This window comes from Sinorhizobium sp. RAC02 (genome assembly GCF_001713395.1).
Lineage (GTDB): Bacteria > Pseudomonadota > Alphaproteobacteria > Rhizobiales > Rhizobiaceae > Shinella.
The window spans coordinates 1,320,868-1,339,533 of the sequence record NZ_CP016452.1 but is presented as its reverse complement, the minus strand read 5'-3'; the positions used below and the strand labels follow the sequence as shown (position 1 = coordinate 1,339,533).

19 protein-coding genes are annotated in these 18,666 nt (G+C 64.1%); 3 read left to right on the top strand and 16 right to left on the bottom strand.

Annotation, left to right across the window (positions count from 1 at the left end; genetic code table 11):
• Positions 1-32: 32 nt before the first annotated feature.
• The 9 genes from BSY16_RS27250 to BSY16_RS32570 form a co-directional block, all read right to left on the bottom strand.
• Positions 33-1,070, bottom strand: coding sequence for an ABC transporter permease (locus tag BSY16_RS27250; protein WP_083243143.1), 1,038 nt, complete (start codon positions 1,068-1,070; stop codon positions 33-35).
• Positions 1,067-2,569: a sugar ABC transporter ATP-binding protein gene (locus BSY16_RS27245; RefSeq protein WP_069063736.1), complete on the bottom strand. Its 1,503-nt coding sequence runs from the start codon at positions 2,567-2,569 to the stop codon at positions 1,067-1,069. The genes BSY16_RS27250 and BSY16_RS27245 overlap by 4 nt, the downstream gene beginning before the upstream one ends.
• A gap of 79 nt (positions 2,570-2,648) precedes the next feature.
• A complete protein-coding gene (torT, locus tag BSY16_RS27240; protein ID WP_069062903.1) occupies positions 2,649-3,722 on the bottom strand; it encodes a TMAO reductase system periplasmic protein TorT in 1,074 nt (357 codons plus the stop codon).
• 39 nt (positions 3,723-3,761) lie between these two features.
• Positions 3,762-4,733, bottom strand: coding sequence for a 5-oxoprolinase subunit C family protein (locus BSY16_RS27235; protein ID WP_069062902.1), 972 nt, complete (start codon positions 4,731-4,733; stop codon positions 3,762-3,764).
• Complete coding sequence (locus BSY16_RS27230) at positions 4,723-5,598, bottom strand: 5-oxoprolinase subunit B family protein (protein WP_069062901.1); 876 nt, start codon at positions 5,596-5,598, stop codon at positions 4,723-4,725. The genes BSY16_RS27235 and BSY16_RS27230 overlap by 11 nt, the downstream gene beginning before the upstream one ends.
• Positions 5,598-6,983: an acetyl-CoA carboxylase biotin carboxylase subunit gene (locus BSY16_RS27225; protein WP_069062900.1), complete on the bottom strand. Its 1,386-nt coding sequence runs from the start codon at positions 6,981-6,983 to the stop codon at positions 5,598-5,600. The genes BSY16_RS27230 and BSY16_RS27225 overlap by 1 nt, the downstream gene beginning before the upstream one ends.
• Entirely contained in the window at positions 6,980-7,222 is a 243-nt protein-coding gene (locus BSY16_RS27220; protein WP_069062899.1) for an acetyl-CoA carboxylase, read from the bottom strand. The genes BSY16_RS27225 and BSY16_RS27220 overlap by 4 nt, the downstream gene beginning before the upstream one ends.
• An 85-nt stretch (positions 7,223-7,307) precedes the next feature.
• Positions 7,308-8,084 (bottom strand): 5-oxoprolinase subunit PxpA, encoded by a 777-nt coding sequence (locus BSY16_RS27215; RefSeq protein ID WP_069062898.1) that lies wholly within the window; start codon positions 8,082-8,084, stop codon positions 7,308-7,310.
• A gap of 95 nt (positions 8,085-8,179) precedes the next feature.
• A complete protein-coding gene (locus BSY16_RS32570) occupies positions 8,180-8,341 on the bottom strand; it encodes a hypothetical protein (protein WP_171902489.1) in 162 nt (53 codons plus the stop codon).
• Here BSY16_RS32570 and BSY16_RS27210 point away from each other — a divergent pair.
• The 3 genes from BSY16_RS27210 (at position 8,340) to BSY16_RS27200 (ending at position 11,213) form a co-directional block, all read left to right on the top strand.
• Complete coding sequence (locus tag BSY16_RS27210; protein ID WP_069062897.1) at positions 8,340-9,242, top strand: LysR family transcriptional regulator; 903 nt, start codon at positions 8,340-8,342, stop codon at positions 9,240-9,242. The genes BSY16_RS32570 and BSY16_RS27210 overlap by 2 nt on opposite strands.
• Positions 9,243-9,413: 171 nt before the next feature.
• Positions 9,414-10,019, top strand: a complete 606-nt coding sequence (locus tag BSY16_RS27205) for a helix-turn-helix domain-containing protein (RefSeq protein WP_286157270.1) — start codon at positions 9,414-9,416, stop codon at positions 10,017-10,019.
• 90 nt (positions 10,020-10,109) lie between these two features.
• Complete coding sequence (locus tag BSY16_RS27200; protein ID WP_083243241.1) at positions 10,110-11,213, top strand: M24 family metallopeptidase; 1,104 nt, start codon at positions 10,110-10,112, stop codon at positions 11,211-11,213.
• Positions 11,214-11,254: 41 nt separating this feature from the next.
• On the opposite strand, the gene hisN is transcribed toward BSY16_RS27200, so the two are convergent.
• From hisN to BSY16_RS27165, 7 genes are read right to left on the bottom strand one after another with little or no spacing between them, the layout of a single operon-like run.
• On the bottom strand, positions 11,255-12,031 hold the full coding sequence (gene hisN / locus BSY16_RS27195; protein WP_069062896.1) for a histidinol-phosphatase: 777 nt from the start codon (positions 12,029-12,031) through the stop codon (positions 11,255-11,257).
• A 19-nt stretch (positions 12,032-12,050) separates the two neighbouring features.
• Positions 12,051-12,989, bottom strand: coding sequence for a choline/ethanolamine kinase family protein (locus tag BSY16_RS27190; protein WP_069063733.1), 939 nt, complete (start codon positions 12,987-12,989; stop codon positions 12,051-12,053).
• An 11-nt stretch (positions 12,990-13,000) separates the two neighbouring features.
• Positions 13,001-13,930, bottom strand: a complete 930-nt coding sequence (locus BSY16_RS27185; protein WP_069062895.1) for a phosphotransferase — start codon at positions 13,928-13,930, stop codon at positions 13,001-13,003.
• On the bottom strand, positions 13,920-15,185 hold the full coding sequence (locus tag BSY16_RS27180) for a Zn-dependent hydrolase (RefSeq protein WP_083243141.1): 1,266 nt from the start codon (positions 15,183-15,185) through the stop codon (positions 13,920-13,922). Before BSY16_RS27180 ends, BSY16_RS27185 begins: the two co-directional genes overlap by 11 nt.
• A complete protein-coding gene (locus tag BSY16_RS27175) occupies positions 15,178-15,936 on the bottom strand; it encodes a DeoR/GlpR family DNA-binding transcription regulator (RefSeq protein ID WP_069062894.1) in 759 nt (252 codons plus the stop codon). Before BSY16_RS27175 ends, BSY16_RS27180 begins: the two co-directional genes overlap by 8 nt.
• Positions 15,926-17,749, bottom strand: coding sequence for a dipeptide ABC transporter ATP-binding protein (locus tag BSY16_RS27170; protein ID WP_069062893.1), 1,824 nt, complete (start codon positions 17,747-17,749; stop codon positions 15,926-15,928). The genes BSY16_RS27175 and BSY16_RS27170 overlap by 11 nt, the downstream gene beginning before the upstream one ends.
• Positions 17,749-18,666: an ABC transporter permease gene (locus BSY16_RS27165; protein ID WP_493098550.1), complete on the bottom strand. Its 918-nt coding sequence runs from the start codon at positions 18,664-18,666 to the stop codon at positions 17,749-17,751. Before BSY16_RS27165 ends, BSY16_RS27170 begins: the two co-directional genes overlap by 1 nt.

Here is an 18,666-nt window from a genome sequence, read left to right as displayed (position 1 = left end):
TACCGGCGGGGCTTTACCGTTAAATTTATGCCTTAGCGATTGCCGACAAGCATCCGATAACGCAGCTGATCTATGACGACGGCGAGCACGAGCAGGCTGCCGAGCAGGACCATCTGCATGTAGGAGCCGATCTGCATGATGTTCATGCCGTTCTGCACCAGCACGATGAAGAAGGCGCCGAGCACCACACTTTCCACCCGCCCGATACCGCCACGCAGGGACACGCCGGCGATGACGCAGGCGGCGATCGATTCCAGCGCGATGGTGCCGCCAAGGTTGGTCTCGCCGCTTTCGACGCGGGCCGTCAGCAGGATGCCGGCGAGCGAAGCGAGCAGCGCGCAGACGACATAGGCGGTGAACAGCGTGCGACGCGTGTTGATGCCGGAGAGATGTGCGGCCTTGATATTGCCGCCGACGGCATAGATTTGCGCGCCGGTGCGGGTGCCGTTCATCAGGATCCACATGGCGGCGATCGCCAACAGTGCCACGAGCACCGGCACGGGCACGCCGACGATGCGGCCGAAGCCGAAGAACTCGCCGAACTCGTAGGGCAGGCCCGAGACCGGTACGCCGCCGGTGATGAACAGCGCGATGCCGGCGCCGACCGACTGCACGCCGAGCGTCATGATGAAGGGCGAGACGCTGAAGCCGGCAATACCGATGCTGTTCAGCGTGCCGATCAGCAGCGCCGAGCCGAAACCCGCAGCAAGGCCGAGCGCGATGACCAGCCAGACCGCATCCGGGAACATGCCGGAAGCCGCGACCATCGCCGTCGCGGAAACTACGGAGGTCAGCGCGATCGCCGTGCCGACGGACAGGTCGAAACCGCCGGTGATCAGCACCAGCATCTGCCCGAGCGAAACCAAGATCAGGTAGACCGACTGGCGCGCGACATTCGTCAGGTTCTGCACCGACAGAAACTGCGTCGAGGCGAGCGTGAAGATGATGAGGGCCGCGACGAGGAAGAACGGCAGGACGCCGGCGCGCACGAAGACGGTGCGCAGGAAGGCGAGGATCGGCGAGCCGGCCGAAGCCTGTGTCTCCGTCACCGGTTGGGCGCTGGTGTTCATGCGTCTGGCCTTTCATGGGAGAAGAAGGAGGCGAGGATGGTCTCCTCGTTGATGGCGTCGCCTTCGAGCTCCGCCGAGATGCGGCCGGCCGAAAAGACGACGAGGCGATGGGCGAGGTTCATGGCTTCGGGCAGATCGGACGAAATGACCACGACGGCTTTGCCGGCTTCCGCCAGTTCCTTGATCAGCCGGTAGAGCGCCGCACGCGTGCCCATGTCGACGCCGACGGTGGGCTCATCGAAGATGTAGAGGTCGTAGTCGCGGCCGAAACCCTTGCCGAACAGCGCCTTCTGCTGGTTGCCGCCAGATAGCGTCGAGATGGCGCGGCCCATATAGTTTTCGGGAATGTCGACGCGCCGGGCGATGCCGTTGGTGATGCTGCGCAATTTTGCCGGCGACAGCGCGCCGAGGAAACCGGACGCCTCGTCACGCTCAAGCGCGCCGAGGTCGATGTTGCGGCGCGTCGTTGCCGAGAGCATCAGCCCTTCGGATTTGCGGTCCGGCGGCAGGTAGAAGACGCCGTCGCCGACGAAGCGACGGGTCGGCGCGTGCGTCACGTCCCTGCCCTTCAGCGTCACGGACCCGGCCTTGATCGGCAGCAGCCCGAGGGCGGCCCGCCAGGTGCGCGACTTGCCGCTGCCGACCAGGCCGGCAACGCCGAGCACCTCGCCTGCCCTGACATCGATGTCCACGCCACCAACGCCCCAGGCCTTCAGGCCGCGGATCGACAGCAGCACATCGCCATCCGGCTTACGGGCGATCGTCGGATAGATTTCGTCGATGGCGCGACCCGTCATCATCTCGACCAAAGCCTTGGGAGAGAGCGCATCGACGCCGACCGTGCCGATCAGCTTGCCGTCGCGCAGCACCGTGATGCGGTCGGCGATCTGCGAGAATTCCTGGATGCGGTGGGAGATATAGACGATGCCGACACCACGGGCCTTGGCCTCGCGCACGATGCGGAACAGCGTGTCCGTCTCGCGTTCGGTCAAGGAGGCGGTCGGCTCGTCGAGAATGAGAATGCGGGCCTCGGAATGGATCGCCTTGGCGATCTCCGTCATCTGCTGCTCGGCGCGCGAGAGGCTGACGACGGAGCGGCGCACGTCGATCGGGAAGCCGAGATCGGTAAAGAGCTTTTCGGCACCGCGGCGCATGGCGCCCTTGTCGGTGAAGGGGCCGCGCTTGGGCTCGCTGCCGAGATAGATGTTTTCCGCCACGCTCATCGTCGGCACGAGCGAGAATTCCTGGAAGACGGCGGCAACGCCGCTCTTCTTGGCGTCGCCCACCGAGGCAAAGGACACCGTGTCGCCATTGAGCACCAGCGTGCCCGCAGTCTGCGGATAGACGCCGGACAGGATGGAGATCAGCGTCGACTTGCCTGCACCGTTCTCGCCGAACAGCACATGCACCTCGCCTGGCATCAGCGTGAAGGACACGCCGTCCAGCGCCTTCACTCCCGGAAATGTCTTGGTAATGCCCGTCATCTCGACGAGCGGCATCGCGGAACCGGTCACCCTCGTCCCTCCTCAATGGCGGCCCCGGCGCGTGCCGGGACCGCATGCGGTCGTCTTGGGTTCTTTAGTTCACGCTGAAGACCGGCTTGTAGCCGTCCGGCGGCAGGATATTGGTCTGCGGCACGCTCTCGACATTCGACGGATCGACGACGAAGATTTTCGGGCCGACATGCTTGGTGAGTTCCTTGCCTTCCAGCGCACGCACCGCCTGGTCGATGGCGATACGGCCCTGGATGACCATGGAATCGGCAGGGGCCGCGAGGATGAAGCCGCGCTTGATGCCCTCGTAGACGCCGGGCGTCATGTAGAAGGCGAGAAGCTCGACCTGGCCCTTGAGGCCGCGTTCGCGGATAAGACCCTGAGCCGCTTCCGCCGTCACCGCCGTGCCGGCGATGTAGCGCACGTCGGGCTCGGCCTGCAGCACGTCTTCGACGAGCTTCAGCTGGGCTTCCTTGCCGGTATCGCCGAATTTCGGCTCCAGCACCGTCACGGCGGAGCCGGCAACGGCTTCCATGAAGCCCTTGTGCGCGGCCTCCACCCAGCCCGCACCGGCCGGGCCCGGGAACCAGCCGACCTTGACCGGATCGCTGCCCGCCGGATGCTTCTTGGCGAGGTAGGCGCCGGTCTCGTGGCCCATCGTGTAGAAGGAGACGAGCGACTTGGCTGTCAGGTCCGGCGAGGAAATGCCGTTGATCACGTCGATGACCGGAATGCCCTTCTTGGTGACTTCCGAGACGAGGTTGTTGAGGCCATCAAACGAAATGGCGCCGATCACCACGGCCTGCGCACCGCCAGCGACGCAATCCTCGATCTGGCTGATCTGCTTGGCGAGTTCAGTGTAGCCGCCGGCATCGACGAGGTTCATCTTGACGCCGAGGTCCTTCGCCTGTTCGGCGACGCCGTAGTCGACGCCGAGCCAATAGGCATCCTTCATGTGCGGGAAGGAAACGCAGATGTTCCAGGGCTTTTCCGCCTTGGCGAGCGGTTCGTATTTCACGTCGACCGGCTTGCCATCCGCGGCAAAGGGCGGTTCGATCGCCTGGGCGTCATAGGGGTACCAGGTCTCGGCCGTCGCCGCGCCGTTGAGCGCGAAGGCGAGCGCCGTCGTGGCGAGTGCAGTTCTGACGAGCGTGTTCATTATCGTTCCCTCTCTTGTTTTGATGCAATCGTTTGGCTGTCAGTTGAAGGTCCCGCGCAGCCTCCCGAGCAGTGCGGCGCGGTCCTTGCGGGCGGCGAGTGCTTCTTCCATCGTCACCTTGACGAAGCGGGTGGGCGTATGCGGCTGGAGCTGGCCGATCAGGTCCATGTCGGCGGAGATGACCGTGCCGACCATGAAGTAGCCGCCGCCGGAGACGGCATCCCGGTGCAGGATGATCGGTTCAGTGCCGCCCGGAACCTGTATCGAGCCATAGGGGTAGCAGCTGTCGACGATGTTTGACGGATCGGAGCCGGCACCGAAGGGCTGTTCGCGCTCGACGAAATCGAGCTTGCGGCCGCCCTTGAAGCGGTAGCCCATGCGGTCCGCCTCGTTCGCCACCTTCCATTCGTCTGCGAAGAAGTTTTCCTGCGATTCCTCGGTGACGCGGTGCCAGTAGAGGCCGGGCAGCACGCGCAGTTCCGCCGGCATGCCGGGCTTGCGGCGCAGCTCCTCGACAACCGTCTTGCCCTCGTTGGCTAGGCTTCCCTTGCCGACCGGCAGTTCATCACCGGCCGCGATCGGCCGGCCCTTGAAGCCGCCGAGTGCGCCGATCGGATAGGTCGAGCGGCTGCCGAGCGCTTCCGGCACATCGATGCCGCCGGAAACGGCGATGCAGATGCGGGCGCCGGACTTCAGGAAATCGAAGGTCAGCGTCTGGCCGGCCTTGACCTTGAAGGCGGTCCAGCCGGGTTGGCCGACGCCATCGACCTTCGCCGGCATCTCGGCGCCGGTAACGGCGACGAGGGCGTCCTCGGTGAATTCCAGCTTCGGGCCGATGAAGACAGCTTCGAGGCCGGCGGCACCCTCGTCATTGCCGACGAGCAGGTTTGCCGCGCGCATCGCATAGCGGTCCATCGCGCCGCCGACAGGGATGCCGAGGTGGAAATAGCCGGGGCGACCGAGATCCTGGACGGTGGTCGCGAGACCGTGGTGGAGAACCTTAATGGCCATAGAGCATGCCCTCCAGCTTGGCGTTTGTGCCGTCGATATCCTTCTGGAATTCCCGGAGGTCAAAGCTCACCTCGCGGATCGGGGGCGCGAAGCGGCCCTTGTCGACATCCTCGACCGCCTGGTCATAGGCATCGCGGTCGATCGGCTTGAACTTCACGATGTCGCCGGGGCGGAAGAACACCATGAAATCGCGCAGATAGCTGGTCGTCTGGGTTGGGTCGAAGATCGGCATCGGCGTGATGCCGAACATCTGGTAGCCGCCGGCACCGCGCACCGAATAGATGCAGCCGAAGCAGCCGCCGTGGCCGACCGTGAGCTTGGGCGTGTCCGTGCGTGGGCGCAGGTATTTCGGAACCTGGATCTGCCGCTGGCGCTCGACCATCTGGTACATGAAGGGCAGGCCGGCGACGAAGCCGACCATCGAGACGAACCAGGGCGAGCCGGAATGGGCGCCGACGAAATCGTCGACCGAGCCGTAATCGTTGATGCGGGCGGCATAATCGAGATCGGTGCCCGTCGGGTCCTGATGGCGCTCGCGAAACCGCATCAGCGTCTCGTGCGTCCAGGGGTCGTTGTAGAAGACGGGGATCTCGACGATGCGGGTCTTCAGCACCGGCTCGGCCTTGGCGGCCGCGCCCTCGATCGACTTCACTTCCTTCAGGATGTCGTCGGGATGGATGATATCCGGGTTGAACTTGATCTGGAACGAGGCATTGGCCGGGCAGATTTCCGTGACACCCTTGATGCCGCTTTCACGCACGCCCTTTGCCATGGAGAGGCTCTTGAAGAAGGCTTCGAGCGACATGTCCTCGCTGCATTCGACGAAGAGGTGCTCGTCGCCCCCGAATGTGTATCTGATGCTCATCAGGCAACCTCCGCAGTCGCGCCGGCTTTCGCGGCGAATTCGGTTTCAAGCCATGTTTCGAGGAAGCGCGTGTCGAAGGCACCGCGCCGCACGCTGTCGTCTTGAGCGAGTGCCAGGTGCAGCGGCACCGTCGTCTTGATACCCTCGATCGTCAGGCCTTCCAGCGCACCTCTCAGTCGTTCGAGGCACGCATCGCGGGTCCGACCCCAGACGATCAGCTTGCCGACGAGCGAGTCATAGAACGGCGGGATCGTGTAGCCTTCGTAGAGCATCGTATCGAAACGGATGCCCTCGCCCTCCGGCACGACGAGCCGGGTGATGGTGCCCGGCGCCGGCAGAAAGCCCTTGGCCGGGTCTTCGGCGTTGATACGGCACTCGATGGCGTGGCCTTCGGCCTGCACATCCTCCTGGCGGATCGACAGCGGCGCGCCGCCGGCAACGCGGATCATTTCCTCGACGAGGTCGATGCCGGTGATCATCTCGGTGACGGGATGCTCAACCTGGATGCGGGTGTTCACCTCGATGAAGTAGAACTCCTTCGTCACCTCGTCGTAGAGATATTCCACCGTGCCGGCGCCGCGGTAGCCGACCTCGCGGGCAAGCGCCACGGCGCTGTCGCAAAGCCGGGTGCGCACATCGGTGGGCAGCAGGAAGGACGGCGCCTCTTCCCAGACCTTCTGGCGGCGGCGCTGCAACGAGCATTCCCGCTCGAAACAATGGATGAAGTTCTGGCCGTCGCCGAGGATCTGCACCTCGACATGGCGCGCCTTGGTGATGACTTTTTCTAGATAGAGGCCGCCATCGCCGAACGAAGCCAATGCTTCGGCAGAAGCCTGCGGGAAATGGCGCTCCAGATCGGCGAGGTCGGCGGCGATGCGGATACCGCGACCGCCGCCGCCTGCTGCCGCCTTGATCATGATCGGAAAGCCGGTCTTCGCCGCCACGGCCCGGGCTTCCTCGATCGTTGCAAGGCGTCCTGCGCTGCCCGGCACGGTCGGAACACCGGCCTTGGCAGCAACCTCGCGCGCCGCGACCTTGTCGCCGAGCAGGCGGATCGCGTCACCCTTCGGACCGATGAAGATCAGGCCGGCCGCTTCCACCGCATCGGCGAAATCTGCGTTTTCCGACAGGAAGCCGTAGCCCGGATGCACGGCATCGACGCCGGCCGCCTTGGCGGCATTCACAACCGCTTCGATGTTGAGATAGGATTTCTTCGGTGCGGGCGAGCCGATATCGACGGCTTCATCGGCGAGCTTCACCGCCAGCATGTCGGCATCCGCGGCGCTATGGACCTGCACGGTGCGGATGCCCAGCGCCTTCGCCGCCTTGATGATGCGCACCGCGATCTCGCCGCGGTTAGCAACGAGGAGCGAGCGGATCGTCATGCCTCCACCTCGGCAATGACCTGGCCGGCCATGACCGGCTCTTCGTTCTCGACGAGGAAGGTGATGTTCTTGCCTTCGACGCCGGCCGGCACTTCCTGAAACGTCTTCATGACCTCGATGAGCCCGATCGCATCGCCGCTCGCCACACTGTCGCCATCCGCCTTGAAGGGCGGCACATCCGGCGAGGATGACCGGTAGAAGGTGCCCGGCAGGGGCGATCTGATCTCGATCTTGCTCATGTCTCTCTCCGCTTGAATGGTCGAGCCTTCCGCTTTTCTCCAAGCGGCGGAAGGGCCCTGTCTGTCTATTTTCGGGTCACTCGCCCTAGGGGCCGACGGCGCCGGAAACCGGCGTTATGCGAATCCCTTCGGCAACCAGTGCCTCGCGCATCTGGCGCACGATATCGAGCGCGCCGAGCGTGTCGGAATGGAAGCAGATGGATTCGAAGTCGATTTCGATGTCGTTGCCCTTGACGGTGCGGACCTTGCCTTCCTTGCAGGCGCGCACGACCTTGCGGGCAATGGCGGCCGGATCCGGCCGGCCAGCGTCGCGGGTAAACACGATAGAGCCGCTGTCGTCGTAGTCACGGTCGGCGTAGAATTCACGCACGGTCGGCTGCCCGGCTTCGATTGCCGCGCGCCACGTCGCGGAGCCGCCCATGCAGAAGATGTACGCATTCGGCTCGACGGTGCGCATGTACTGCACGAACATCTGCGACAATTCCGGATTGACCGCCATTTCCATGTAGAGCGCGCCGTGCGGCTTCACATGCTGGAGGCGTGCGCTGTGCCTGTGGGCGAATTCGCGGATCGCACCGACCTGGTAGACGATGTCGTTGACTAGTTCCTTCGCGGTGCCGGCGATCTTGCGACGGCCAAAACCCTGAAGATCGTTGTAGCCGGGATGTGCACCGATGCCGACACCGTGCTGGGCGGCAAGACGCACCGTCTGGTCCACCAGGTTCGGATCGCCGGCATGGAAGCCCGCGGCGATATTGGCCGAGCTGATCAGCGGCATGAGGGATGCATCTTCGGTATCGCCGACGTGCCAACGACCGAACGCCTCACCCATATCGCAGTTGATGTCGACTACCTCGCGCAATGTCTCTTCCTCACATGCATTTTCTCGACAAGAGAACGCTAGGATGTTTATCCTCTTTTGAAAAATTCTATTTTCTCATATATGAATTCTGAAAATCAGAACGCCTTGCCCGTTTTTGTTGCGCCGCAAAAATCAGGAAAAACAGATGGATAAGTGGAATCTGCACGGAATTGGACGGCTTGATGCCCAATTCGATATTGGCCATTCTGATTTTTTGATACCTCTTCGCGGGAAACCAGATAGAGGACGACAGCCATGACGATCAGTCTGCGGCAGATCCGCTACTTTATCGCGACCGCCGAACTCGGGCAGATATCGCAGGCCGCCGTCGATCTTTCCATTTCGCAGTCAGCGGTAACGACCGCGATCAAGGAGTTGGAACGCACGGTGGGCGTCAGCCTCTTCCTGCGCACGCCGCACGGCATGGACCTGACGTCTGCCGGACGGCAGTTCCTGTCACATGCCTACGAGATCCTGAAGAAGGTCGACGAGGCGACGCATCTCAACGTCGTCAGCAGCGAGATCGAGGGCACGCTGACCGTCGCCGCCACCTATACCGTCATCGGCTACTTCCTGCCGCTCCACATCGAGCGGCTGCGCCGGCATTTCCCGCAACTCGAGATCCAGCTTTTCGAACTGAACCGCGAGTCTATCGAGGAAGGGCTCCTGAGCAACCGCTACGACATGTCCGTGCTGCTCACCTCCAACATCCTCAACCCGGCCCTCATCACGGAAAAGGTGCTGAGTTCGACGCGCCGCCTCTGGCTGCCGGCGCAGCATCATCTTCTGCAGGCGGAAACGGTCGGCCTCAAGGAAATCGCCGAGGAACCCTACATCATGCTGACGGTGGACGAAGCAGCGCATTCGGCGCTCAAATACTGGAGCGCCTCGCCCTACCAGCCACGCGTCATTTTGCGGACCTCGTCGGTCGAGGCGACCCGCTCGCTCGTCGCAAACGGCCAGGGCGTGGCGATCCTCTCCGACATGGTGCATCGGCCCTGGTCGCTCGAAGGCCGGCGCATCGAGACCATGAACATCAGCGATCCCGTCCCGGCCATGGATGTCGGCCTCGCCTGGCGACGTAACATGGAACTAACGCCACCCATGCTCGCCTTCCGCTCCTACTTCCAGCAGGCCTTCCACCTGCCGGGCCGATGAGCGGCATCACTAATTTTTTAGTCATACTAAAATTCGTTTGACATCGGCGATCGCCCGCGCACTATTGAAGTAATACTAAAAATTCGGGTGGCGATGGTGGTGAGTGTAGAAGGGTCTGACGCGGGCTCTGCTGTTGGAGAGCGCCTGCGCGAGCGCCGACGCGAGCTCAAGATGACATTGCAGCAGGTCGCGGATGCGGCCGGGTTTTCAGTCGGCTTCATCTCGCAGATCGAGCGCGGCATCACCGTGCCGTCGCTGACCTCGCTCGTTGCGGTCAGCCGCGCCCTCAAGGCCGATGTCGGCTCCTTCTTCCAGTTGCCCAAGGTCGACGCACCGATCACACGACACGAGGGGCGCCTCGTCTATGCGCTCGGCGGTACTCCCGATAGCGCCGTCAGTTACGAGCGCCTTTCCGCATCCTTCCCGGGCAACATCCTGCGCTCGACCCTCATCCACGAGCCACCGGGCTTCCGCAGCGAACCGATGTCGCACGAGGGCGAGGAGATCTACTTCGTGGTGAAAGGTGCGCTGACAATCGAGATCGATGGCGAACGCACCATTCTGGAGGCGGGCGATTCCGCGCATTTTCCCTCGACGCTGACGCACGTCACCTGGAACCATACGAGCGAACTGGCAACGGTCTTCCACACCTGCACGATGGACGTTTTCGGCGACGGCGAACCATCCGCCGAGACCTCGCCAAGCCTCGTCGTCAAGCGCACCGCCGTCGAGCGCAGCGCGTCGAAGCCAAGCAAGACCCGTAAGCCCACAGGCTAGCACACGGTGCCGCCGGTCCGTTCGCCCAGGCGCTGTCGGACCGGCCTGCAGCGACCATCCCCTTACCGCCATCTCAATGAGGACATGATCATGAACGAACAGACCGCCACGCGCCTAAAGGCGTTACGTCAAAGCATGACCGACACCGGCACCGGCCTCGTCGCCGTCGCGCCGGGCTCGCACATGGATTGGGTGCTGGGTTTCCACCCGCACCCCGATGAGCGTCCCTGCCTACTGCTGATCGGCCCGGAAAAGGAAGCCTTCCTGATGCCGGGACTGAATGCTGAGGGCAGCCGCGAATTCACCGACATCGCCTTCCACACCTGGGCGGACGATGCAGGCCCGGTTGAAGCCTTGCATACAGCACTCGCCGCGATCGGCGCGGAAGCCCCGGGCCTTGTCGCCCTCGACGAGACGATGCGTGCCGACTTTGCCCTGCTGCTTCTCGACGCCCTGCCCGCAGACACGCGCCGCGACTTCACGCCCGCCACGCTGGGCGGCCTGCGCATGCGCAAGGACGGCGCGGAATATGCCAAGCTGAAAATGAATGCCGGCATTGCCGACCGGGCCATGCAGGCGGCATTTTCCGCCGTCAAACCGGGCATGACCGAGAAGGACCTCGCTGCCGAGATCCGTGCGCACTTTTCTTCGGAAGGCGCCTCACCGCAGTTTTGGATCGTCGGCGCCGGCGGCAACGGCGCCTTCCCGCACCATTCGGCAAGCGACCGGGTGATCCAAGAGGGTGACGCCGTGGTCATCGACATCGGCGGTCGCAAGCAGGGCTTTCCCTCCGACATTACCCGCATGGCGGTGATCGGCCTGCCGCCGGAAGGTTATGGCGAAATCCACACCATCGTCGAGAAGGCCGTGCAGGCAGCGCTGAAGGCCGCGCGGCCCGGTGTCCCGGCGCGTGACGTCGATGCCGCCGCCCGCAAGGTGATCACGGACGCCGGCTACGGCGAATACTTCGTGCACCGCACCGGCCACGGCATGGGCATCGACGGTCATGAGCCGCCCTACATCACCGCGACCTCCGACACCGTGCTCGAGGAAGGTATGGTCTTCTCGATCGAGCCCGGCATCTACCTGCCCGGCCGCTTCGGCATTCGCCTGGAAGACATCGTGATCCTGCGCGAGAGCGGTCCGGAAATTCTCTCTTCGCTGCCGCGCTCGGTGCATGTCGTTCAGGTCTGAACGATTGGATGAAACGGGGCGGCACCATGCGTGCCGCCCTCTCATTTTCCGTGCAGAACGGACAGCGCTTTTGCGTGCAGCTCCGAATTCGCCGCTGCGATGATGCCGCCGCCACCTTCCGCCGCGCCGCCATCCCAATCCGTCACCATGCCGCCTGCCTGCTCGATGATCGGGATGAGGGCGACGATGTCATACGGTTGCAGACCAGCTTCCACCACGAGGTCGATCTGGCCGGCGGCGAGCATGCAATAGGCATAACAATCCGTGCCATAGCGCGAAAGACGGACCTGCCGCTCCAAGTGGTCGAAAGCGGCTCGCCGTTCCGGCTCGAAGATCGCCGGCGTCGTGGTGCAGAGCGTCGCCTCGGACAGGTCTGTTGTCGCGCGCGTTGAAAGCTGCGCTTTGCCGTGCGGACCTTCGTAGTGCGTGCCCTCGCCCGTCGCATAAAACAATTCGCCGATGAAGGGCTGTGCCATCATGCCGGCAATGGCATCGCCGTCCTGCGTCAAGCCGACAAGCGTGCCCCAGAGCGGAATGCCCGAAATAAAGGAACGCGTGCCGTCGATCGGATCGACGACCCAGACATGGCGCGCATCGACGCCTTCAGCACCGAACTCTTCGCCGAGAATGCCATGATCGGGAAAATCTGTCCGGATCAGCGCCCGGATCGCCTTTTCGGTCTCGCGGTCCGCCTCGGTGACGGGATCGAAGCCGCTGGCGAGCTTGTTGGTGACAAGGCCCGGCAAGCGGAAACGTGGAAGCGCTTCACGCGTGGCAACGGTTGCAATCCGGCGCATGAAATCGGGTGAAATCAGCACGGCATCTCCTCCCAATCCCCTAAACCGCCTTCAGCCATTCAGGCCAGCGCGGATCGTTCATCACGAACCGAGCCCGCATGTGCTTCCAGAAACCGTATTTGAAGAAATCGAAATCGAGGCGGGAAACCTCATTCTGCACCATGGCCCAGGTCGACCATTTCAGATCGACGAGTGCCTTGAACAGCGAAACCCGCGCGAGCACGGCCCGGTCGGCGCGGCCGTAATATTCCTCGATCAACTCCGCCTCGACCTCCGGCGAAAAGCACATCTCGCTGAACCAGAGGGCAAGTTCGGCGGCGCGGTCGTTGGTCGAAGCATATTCGAAATCGACCAGCATGACCCGGCGGTCGGCATGGAGCAGGAAATTGCCGGCCAGCGTATCGTTCATGCAAGGCGCCAGGTCGAGGCCGGAGGCTTCCAGAGCAGCCCGCGCTTCGCGGTAACGGGCGTTAAGCCAGCCGAAATCCATCGGGAACTCGCCGCCCAGCGTCAACACCTGCTGGAAATGCTCGTCGATCATGTCGAAGGTGGTCTTGCGCTGGGAGAGCGGCGCGCTGTCGTTGAACGCCTTCAGGGCGCGCAGACCATTGAAGCGGACGACAGGGTCGAGAAAGTCGGCATTGGTGGAGGTTCGCAGCCCGTCGACGAATTCGCTGACCTCGATTCCGGTTTCCGGAAAGAAGTCGACGATGCGGGCGCCGACACCCGCGGCATGCGCCTTGCGACCTGCCTCGTTGGCGGTCCGGCGATCGATAAACATCTCCGTACCCTCGCCGGGGATCTTCACGAAGAAGCTGTGCGACGCGCCGCTGACATGGACACGCCAGTTCGGATTGCTGATGCCGCCGGGCACGGGTTCGTAGAAAATCTCCCGTCCTTGCCAGTCCGTCACGACAGCGATGGCCCGCTCGATCGCCTCCTCTCCCAGAGATGCGCCTTCACCCAACCTGCGCCTCATCGCCCCCTCCATCAAACTTTCCTCAGCCACGTCTCGAAGTGCGGCCCCTCGACGACGGTCCGCGCCCGCAAGAGCCGCCACTCGGCATATTTGAAGAACTCGACATGCTTGCGCGGCGAGCGGGCGGCGCTGATGAAGCCCCAGAGCGCCCACATCAGATCGTCTGCCGCACCATAGAGGCGCGCCCGCGCAAGCATCTGCGCATCCGGCCTGCCTGTTGCGATCTCGATCGCCAGTAAAGCCTCGCCATCGAAGGGCAGCAGTTCGGCGAGCACCGTACCGAGATCGTGGGCTGGGTCCGCCTGGCGCGCCCACTCGAAATCGACGAGCCGGACCGTATTGCCGGGTCCCACCATGACATTGGACGATGCGCCGTCGGCATGGCAGGCGACTGTATCGACACCCGCAGCGGTAATGGCCGCAGCAATTTGCGCGGCAGCCGCCGTGACGGTGAGAACCGGTGCGGGCAGGATCACGTCCGGTGCATCGGCCAGCTGGCGATAGTCTGCGACAAGGTTGAAAACGCTGCGTGTTTCGGAAAGCGGCACGGCTTTATGGAAGGCCCGCTTCGCCAAAAGCAGGTTTTCCAAAACCGACGGGCGGCGCAGGACATCGGCATGACCCCATGCCCATTCTTCGCCAAGCGCTTCGAATACCAGGATTCCATTGGCAGGGTCGGCATGGAGAAGGCGTGGCGCGATGCCGAGTTCGCCCGCCTTGCTGCTTGCCTCCACCGCATGTTCCGGCGTGATGAACACAGCCATGTCGTCGTGCCGGCGTTTCACGAAGACCGGGTCTGACCCTTTTCCGGTGGCAAAGCAGCACTGGTTCTCGACGGCCCGGTGAATGGGCGACACGACGCCGCCGATTGCGGGCGAGAGCACCGCATCAGGCAAACCGACCGCCGCGAGTGCAGCGCGCATTGCGTCGTCAACCTGCATGGAAACCTCCTTGCACGAGGCGCCGGAGCACCGCCGTCAGCACCGTGTGGCCGGCCTGCACATCCTCCGGATGCGTGAACTCGTCCGGGTGGTGCGCGACGCCGTCGACGCTTGGAATGAAGATCAGCGCCGAGGGAATGCCGCTGTTTTGCAGCGCGACGGCATCGTGCCCGGCAACAGAGCGCATGGCCAACGGCTCGAAACCACAGGACCGCGCCGTCTCGTCGACGATGGCCATGAGTTGGTTGTCCATGTCCGCGGGGGGCCTCAGCGCGTCGGCCGCGATCTCCAGCCGTGTGCCTGTACCGGAGGCAGCGGCTCTGAAGGCTACAAGTGCCGCCTCTCCCGCCCTGTCCAGTTCCGCCACGTCAAGGCCGCGCAACTCGAACCAGACGGTCGCCCGTTCGACCACGACATTGGGCGAGTTCGGCTCGACGACGAGGCGCGCGGCGGAGCGATGAAGATGCGGGTGGTTTGCCGCAATGACGGCCTCAAAGGCGGCGATCCCCTGCGCGGCGGCCAGAAGCGCATCGCGTCGGTCGGCCATCGGCGTCGGGCCGGTATGGGCGGCACGGCCGATCCAGGTGACCGTCATCTTGCGGGCGGCCCAGGTGCCCTCGATCACGCCAATCCGGCGGCCAGCTTCCGCAAGCGTGCGCCCTTGCTCGACATGCAGTTCGACATAGGCTTCGGGGCGTGGCGGAATGCGTCCCGTCCCCTCATACACGCCGATCGCGGCGAGCGCGTCGCGAAGCGAAATCCCGGCGCCATCCGTGAGTGCGAGAGCATCACCAAGCGGCAAGGCGCCTGAGAAGACGCTGCTGCCCGTCAGGCTCGGCTGGTAGCGCGCGCCCTCTTCGTTCGTCCAGTTGACGACCGCAAGATTGCGGGTCGGTCGGGCGCGGCCGGCCCGCACTTCGGCATTGAGATCGAGCGCGGCACAGCCAGCGGCGAGCACGCCGAGCGTGCCGTCGAAGCGGCCACCGCGCGGCTGGGTGTCAAGATGCGAGCCGCCGAAGATCCAGGGGGAACCTTCACCGGCCCAGTCGAAACAGGCAAACTGGTTGCCGATGGCGTCCTGCGCCATGCGGGCACCGCCTTGCGCCATCCATTCGGAGAAAAGGGCACGCGCCGCGCCATCCTCTGCGCTGGCCACAAGCCGCGTCACACCCTCGCCGGGCCGTGCGCCGATGGCGGATATCCGGTCGAAAATCGCCGTCAGGTCGGCACCGTGCACCATCACCGCGCTATCCATGGATAATCTCCAGCTCTTCCGCGCGTAAAGCACCGGCGATATCTTCCGGCGGAGGGCGCTCGGTCACGAGCGTGTGCACGCGGCCGAAAGGTGCGGTGATGACATTGCCGACCTTGCCGCTCTTGGAATGATCCGCGAGCATCACGCTTCGCGACGTCTGCTTCAGCAGCACCTGGCGGATGCGGGCCTCGTCCTCTTCGAAATCCATGAAGCCGTAGTCGGCATTGACCGCCGCTGCCCCCATGAAAACCATGTCGAAGTGGAACTGCTGGATGTAGGCGATGGTGTCGTAGCCGACGAGATCCTGCTCCACCGGGCGAAGGTGCCCCGGCGTCATCAGCACCTGCACGCCAAAATGCTCGCAGGCGGCCTGCGCGATACGCAGCGAATTGGTGTAGAGCCGGAGCTTCTTGAAGCCGATGAGTCGGCGGGCGAGTGCCAGTGTCGTCGTGCCCGTATCCAGGAAGATGACGCAATCGTCGCTGATGATATCGCGCGCGAGGCCGGCGACTGCGTCCTTTTCCAGCGCATGCAGCTTGATGCGTTCGGTGATCGGTGTATCGGCCGTACGGCCCGCCGGGATGGCGCCGCCATGCACGCGCCGGACGGCGCCTTCGGCTTCCAGATCCTTCAGGTCGCGCCGGATCGTTTCGCCCGACACGCCGAACTCCGCTGAAAGCTCGAGCACGCTGACACGCTGGTCGCGGTCGAGCCGTTCCAGGATGACCTCCTTGCGGACTTCACTCGACATCGGCGGTCTCCTCCTCATGCAGCGCCGTGTGCCGGTGCAGGCAGGCGGCGTAGTTGCCACCGGCAAGTGCGACCAGCGGCGGATCGGTCTTCTGGCAGTCGTTCTCCGCGCGCGGGCAGCGCGAGCGGAACGAACAGCCGAGCGGCAGGTCGATCGGGCTCGGCGGCTCGCCATCGAGGAGATAGCGCGGACGCGGGAAACGGTTGTCCTCCAGCGTCGGCATGGCACTCAAAAGCGCCCGCGTATAGGGGTGGTGCGGGTGTTCGAACAGGGTGGTGTTGTCGGCAAGTTCCACGATACGTCCGAGATACATGACCGCGATACGGTGGCACATCCGGCGCACGAGCGCGAGATCGTGCGAGATGAACACATAGGAAAATCCGTGCGTCGCCTGAAGCCGCGTGAAGAGGTCCAGCAATTCGGCCTGCTCCACCTGGTCGAGTGCCGACAGGGTCTCGTCGAGGATGAGGAGACGCGGTTTCAGGACCAGTGCCCGGGCAATGTTGATGCGCTGGCGCTGGCCGGCACTGAGGCCGACCGGCAGCCGTTCGGCAAGGTCTGCGTCGAGCCCCACTTCCGCCATCGCCTCCAGCGCCAACCGTCCGGCTTCGACCCGGTCGATCCCGTGGATTAGCAGCGGTTCCTCGATCATGCGCCGGAGCGGCATGCCGGCCGGCAGCGAGCCGTAGGGATCCTGCAGGAGGAGCTGGAACGACTTGCGCATCTCCGTCAGCGATCGGGCGGAGAGATGCGACAGGTCCTTGCCGAGGAAGGCGATGCGGCCGCCATCGGGTTGCTCCAGCCAGGCCAGAAGCCGTGTCAGCGTGGACTTGCCGCACCCGCTTTCGCCGACGATTCCGAAATTCTCGCCAGCCTTCACCGTAAAGGAGACGTCGCGCACCGCCTTCACTTCGTTGTAGGCGTTGAAGGAGCCGCGCCGACGCACGAGATAGGTGCGGAGGACGTTATCCACCGTCAGCACCGGTTCACCTTCGGTAGCGACCGGCGCCGTCACATTCTTCCAGATCGGCGGGATGCGGGAGAGCAGGGTCTGCGTGTAGGATTGCTGCGGGTTGGTGGCAAGCTCCGCCGTCCGGCCCTCTTCGACGATACGGCCGCGCTGCATGACCAGCGTGCGTTCCGCGATCTGCGCCACCACCGGCAGCGATGAGGAGATGAACAGGAAGGCCGTGTCGAGGCTTTGCCGGAGACCGTCGATCAGACGGATGATCTGTGCTGCAACCGTCACGTCGAGCGGCTGCGTGATATTGTCGGCGATGACGAGCGACGGATCGGAGACGAGCGCATCGACGATCATTACCCGCTGCATCATGCCGCCGGAGAACTGGAACGGCGCCTCGTGAAAGCGGGCGCTTGGCGATGGAATACGGACACGGCCGAGCAGGTCGAGCACCTTCTCCCGCGCCTCCGCCCGTCCGATCCTCGGCTGCACACAACGCAGCTTTTCGACAATCTGGCTGCCGATCGGCAGGCGCGGATCGAGCGAACCCATCGGGTTTGCGCCAATGAAGCCGATGCGGTTGCCGCGCACCGAAGCGAGACCGCGCGGGTTGAGGGTGAGGATATCCCTGCCCTCGAAGACGACCTTGCCGCCGGCAATGTCGAGCGGCGAGGCAATCGCCCGCACCAGTGCGCGGGCGAGCACCGACTTGCCGGAGCCTGCCTCGCCGACGAGGCCGAGCACCTCGCCGCGTGCCAGCGAAAAACTCACATCGTCGACGATCCGGCGCTTGCGGTCTTCCCGTTGCAGATCGACGCTGAGGTTGGAGACGGCGAGAATGGGGTCAGTCATCACGCCTCTCCTCTCAGGACTGCATTGCGGGCACGCTCCAGCGCCGAGCCCATCAGGTTGAGGCAGGTGAGCGAGACCAGCATGAAGAGGCCCGGCATGGTGGCGATCCACCAGGCATTGAGCAGGTATTTTCGCGCATCGGCGATGACATTGCCGAAGGTCGGCGTCGGCGGCTGCACGCCGAGGCCGAGGAAGCCGAGGATGGATTCGAAGATCATCATGCGGGCGATATCCAGCACTGCGACGAAGGCGATCGGCGGCAGCACGACGGGAGCGACGAAGAGCAGCATGATCCGGAGATCCGATGCACCAAGCACCCGTTCGCCGAGCACGTAGCCGCGATTGCGCTCGCCAAGCGCCACGGAGCGCGCGACGCGGGCATAGAGCGGCCAGCCGGAGAGGCCGAGCACGAGGATGATCGCCGGCACCGTCGGGCGGGAGACGCCGAGAATGGTGATGGCGAGGATGATCATCGGTATCGACAGCTGCGCATCGGTCAGCCTCATGATGACGGCATCGACCCAACCGCCGCGGAAGCCGGCATAGAGGCCAAGACTACACCCGACAACGAACATCAGGACGACCGTGGTGATGCCGATCATCAGCGAGTAACGCAGGCCGACCAGACAGCGCAGCAGAACATCACGGCCGAGCTGGTCCGTGCCGAGCAGATAGGGCCATTTCCAGCCTTCTGCGGGAAACGGCGGCAGCAGCTTGGAACTGTATGCGATCTTGATCGGGTCGATCGAGCTTAGGAGCGGCAGGAAGATCGCCAGCACGACGAGCAGGCCGAAGCCGATGAACCCGATGCGGAAATCCGTACGCGCGGACGCGATCTGGAGCATGCGCCGGGTCGGGGTGACGCCGCGTTTTTCGGCAGGACGCGGGGCGGCGCTCTCTTGGACGATATCGGCCAC

What these genes read in the sequence shown, in the direction of transcription:
- BSY16_RS27250 (WP_083243143.1), bottom strand. Translation starts at nt 1,070, where the DNA reads ATGAACACCAGCGCCCAACCGGTGACGGAGACACAGGCTTCGGCCGGC.
- BSY16_RS27245 (WP_069063736.1), bottom strand. Translation starts at nt 2,569, where the DNA reads ATGCCGCTCGTCGAGATGACGGGCATTACCAAGACATTTCCGGGAGTG.
- torT (WP_069062903.1), bottom strand. Translation starts at nt 3,722, where the DNA reads ATGAACACGCTCGTCAGAACTGCACTCGCCACGACGGCGCTCGCCTTC.
- BSY16_RS27235 (WP_069062902.1), bottom strand. Translation starts at nt 4,733, where the DNA reads ATGGCCATTAAGGTTCTCCACCACGGTCTCGCGACCACCGTCCAGGAT.
- BSY16_RS27230 (WP_069062901.1), bottom strand. Translation starts at nt 5,598, where the DNA reads ATGAGCATCAGATACACATTCGGGGGCGACGAGCACCTCTTCGTCGAA.
- BSY16_RS27225 (WP_069062900.1), bottom strand. Translation starts at nt 6,983, where the DNA reads ATGACGATCCGCTCGCTCCTCGTTGCTAACCGCGGCGAGATCGCGGTG.
- BSY16_RS27220 (WP_069062899.1), bottom strand. Translation starts at nt 7,222, where the DNA reads ATGAGCAAGATCGAGATCAGATCGCCCCTGCCGGGCACCTTCTACCGG.
- BSY16_RS27210 (WP_069062897.1), top strand. Translation starts at nt 8,340, where the DNA reads ATGACGATCAGTCTGCGGCAGATCCGCTACTTTATCGCGACCGCCGAA.
- BSY16_RS32570 (WP_171902489.1), bottom strand. Translation starts at nt 8,341, where the DNA reads ATGGCTGTCGTCCTCTATCTGGTTTCCCGCGAAGAGGTATCAAAAAAT.
- BSY16_RS27205 (WP_286157270.1), top strand. Translation starts at nt 9,414, where the DNA reads ATGACATTGCAGCAGGTCGCGGATGCGGCCGGGTTTTCAGTCGGCTTC.
- BSY16_RS27200 (WP_083243241.1), top strand. Translation starts at nt 10,110, where the DNA reads ATGAACGAACAGACCGCCACGCGCCTAAAGGCGTTACGTCAAAGCATG.
- BSY16_RS27190 (WP_069063733.1), bottom strand. Translation starts at nt 12,989, where the DNA reads ATGAGGCGCAGGTTGGGTGAAGGCGCATCTCTGGGAGAGGAGGCGATC.
- BSY16_RS27185 (WP_069062895.1), bottom strand. Translation starts at nt 13,930, where the DNA reads ATGCAGGTTGACGACGCAATGCGCGCTGCACTCGCGGCGGTCGGTTTG.
- BSY16_RS27180 (WP_083243141.1), bottom strand. Translation starts at nt 15,185, where the DNA reads ATGGATAGCGCGGTGATGGTGCACGGTGCCGACCTGACGGCGATTTTC.
- BSY16_RS27175 (WP_069062894.1), bottom strand. Translation starts at nt 15,936, where the DNA reads ATGTCGAGTGAAGTCCGCAAGGAGGTCATCCTGGAACGGCTCGACCGC.
- BSY16_RS27170 (WP_069062893.1), bottom strand. Translation starts at nt 17,749, where the DNA reads ATGACTGACCCCATTCTCGCCGTCTCCAACCTCAGCGTCGATCTGCAA.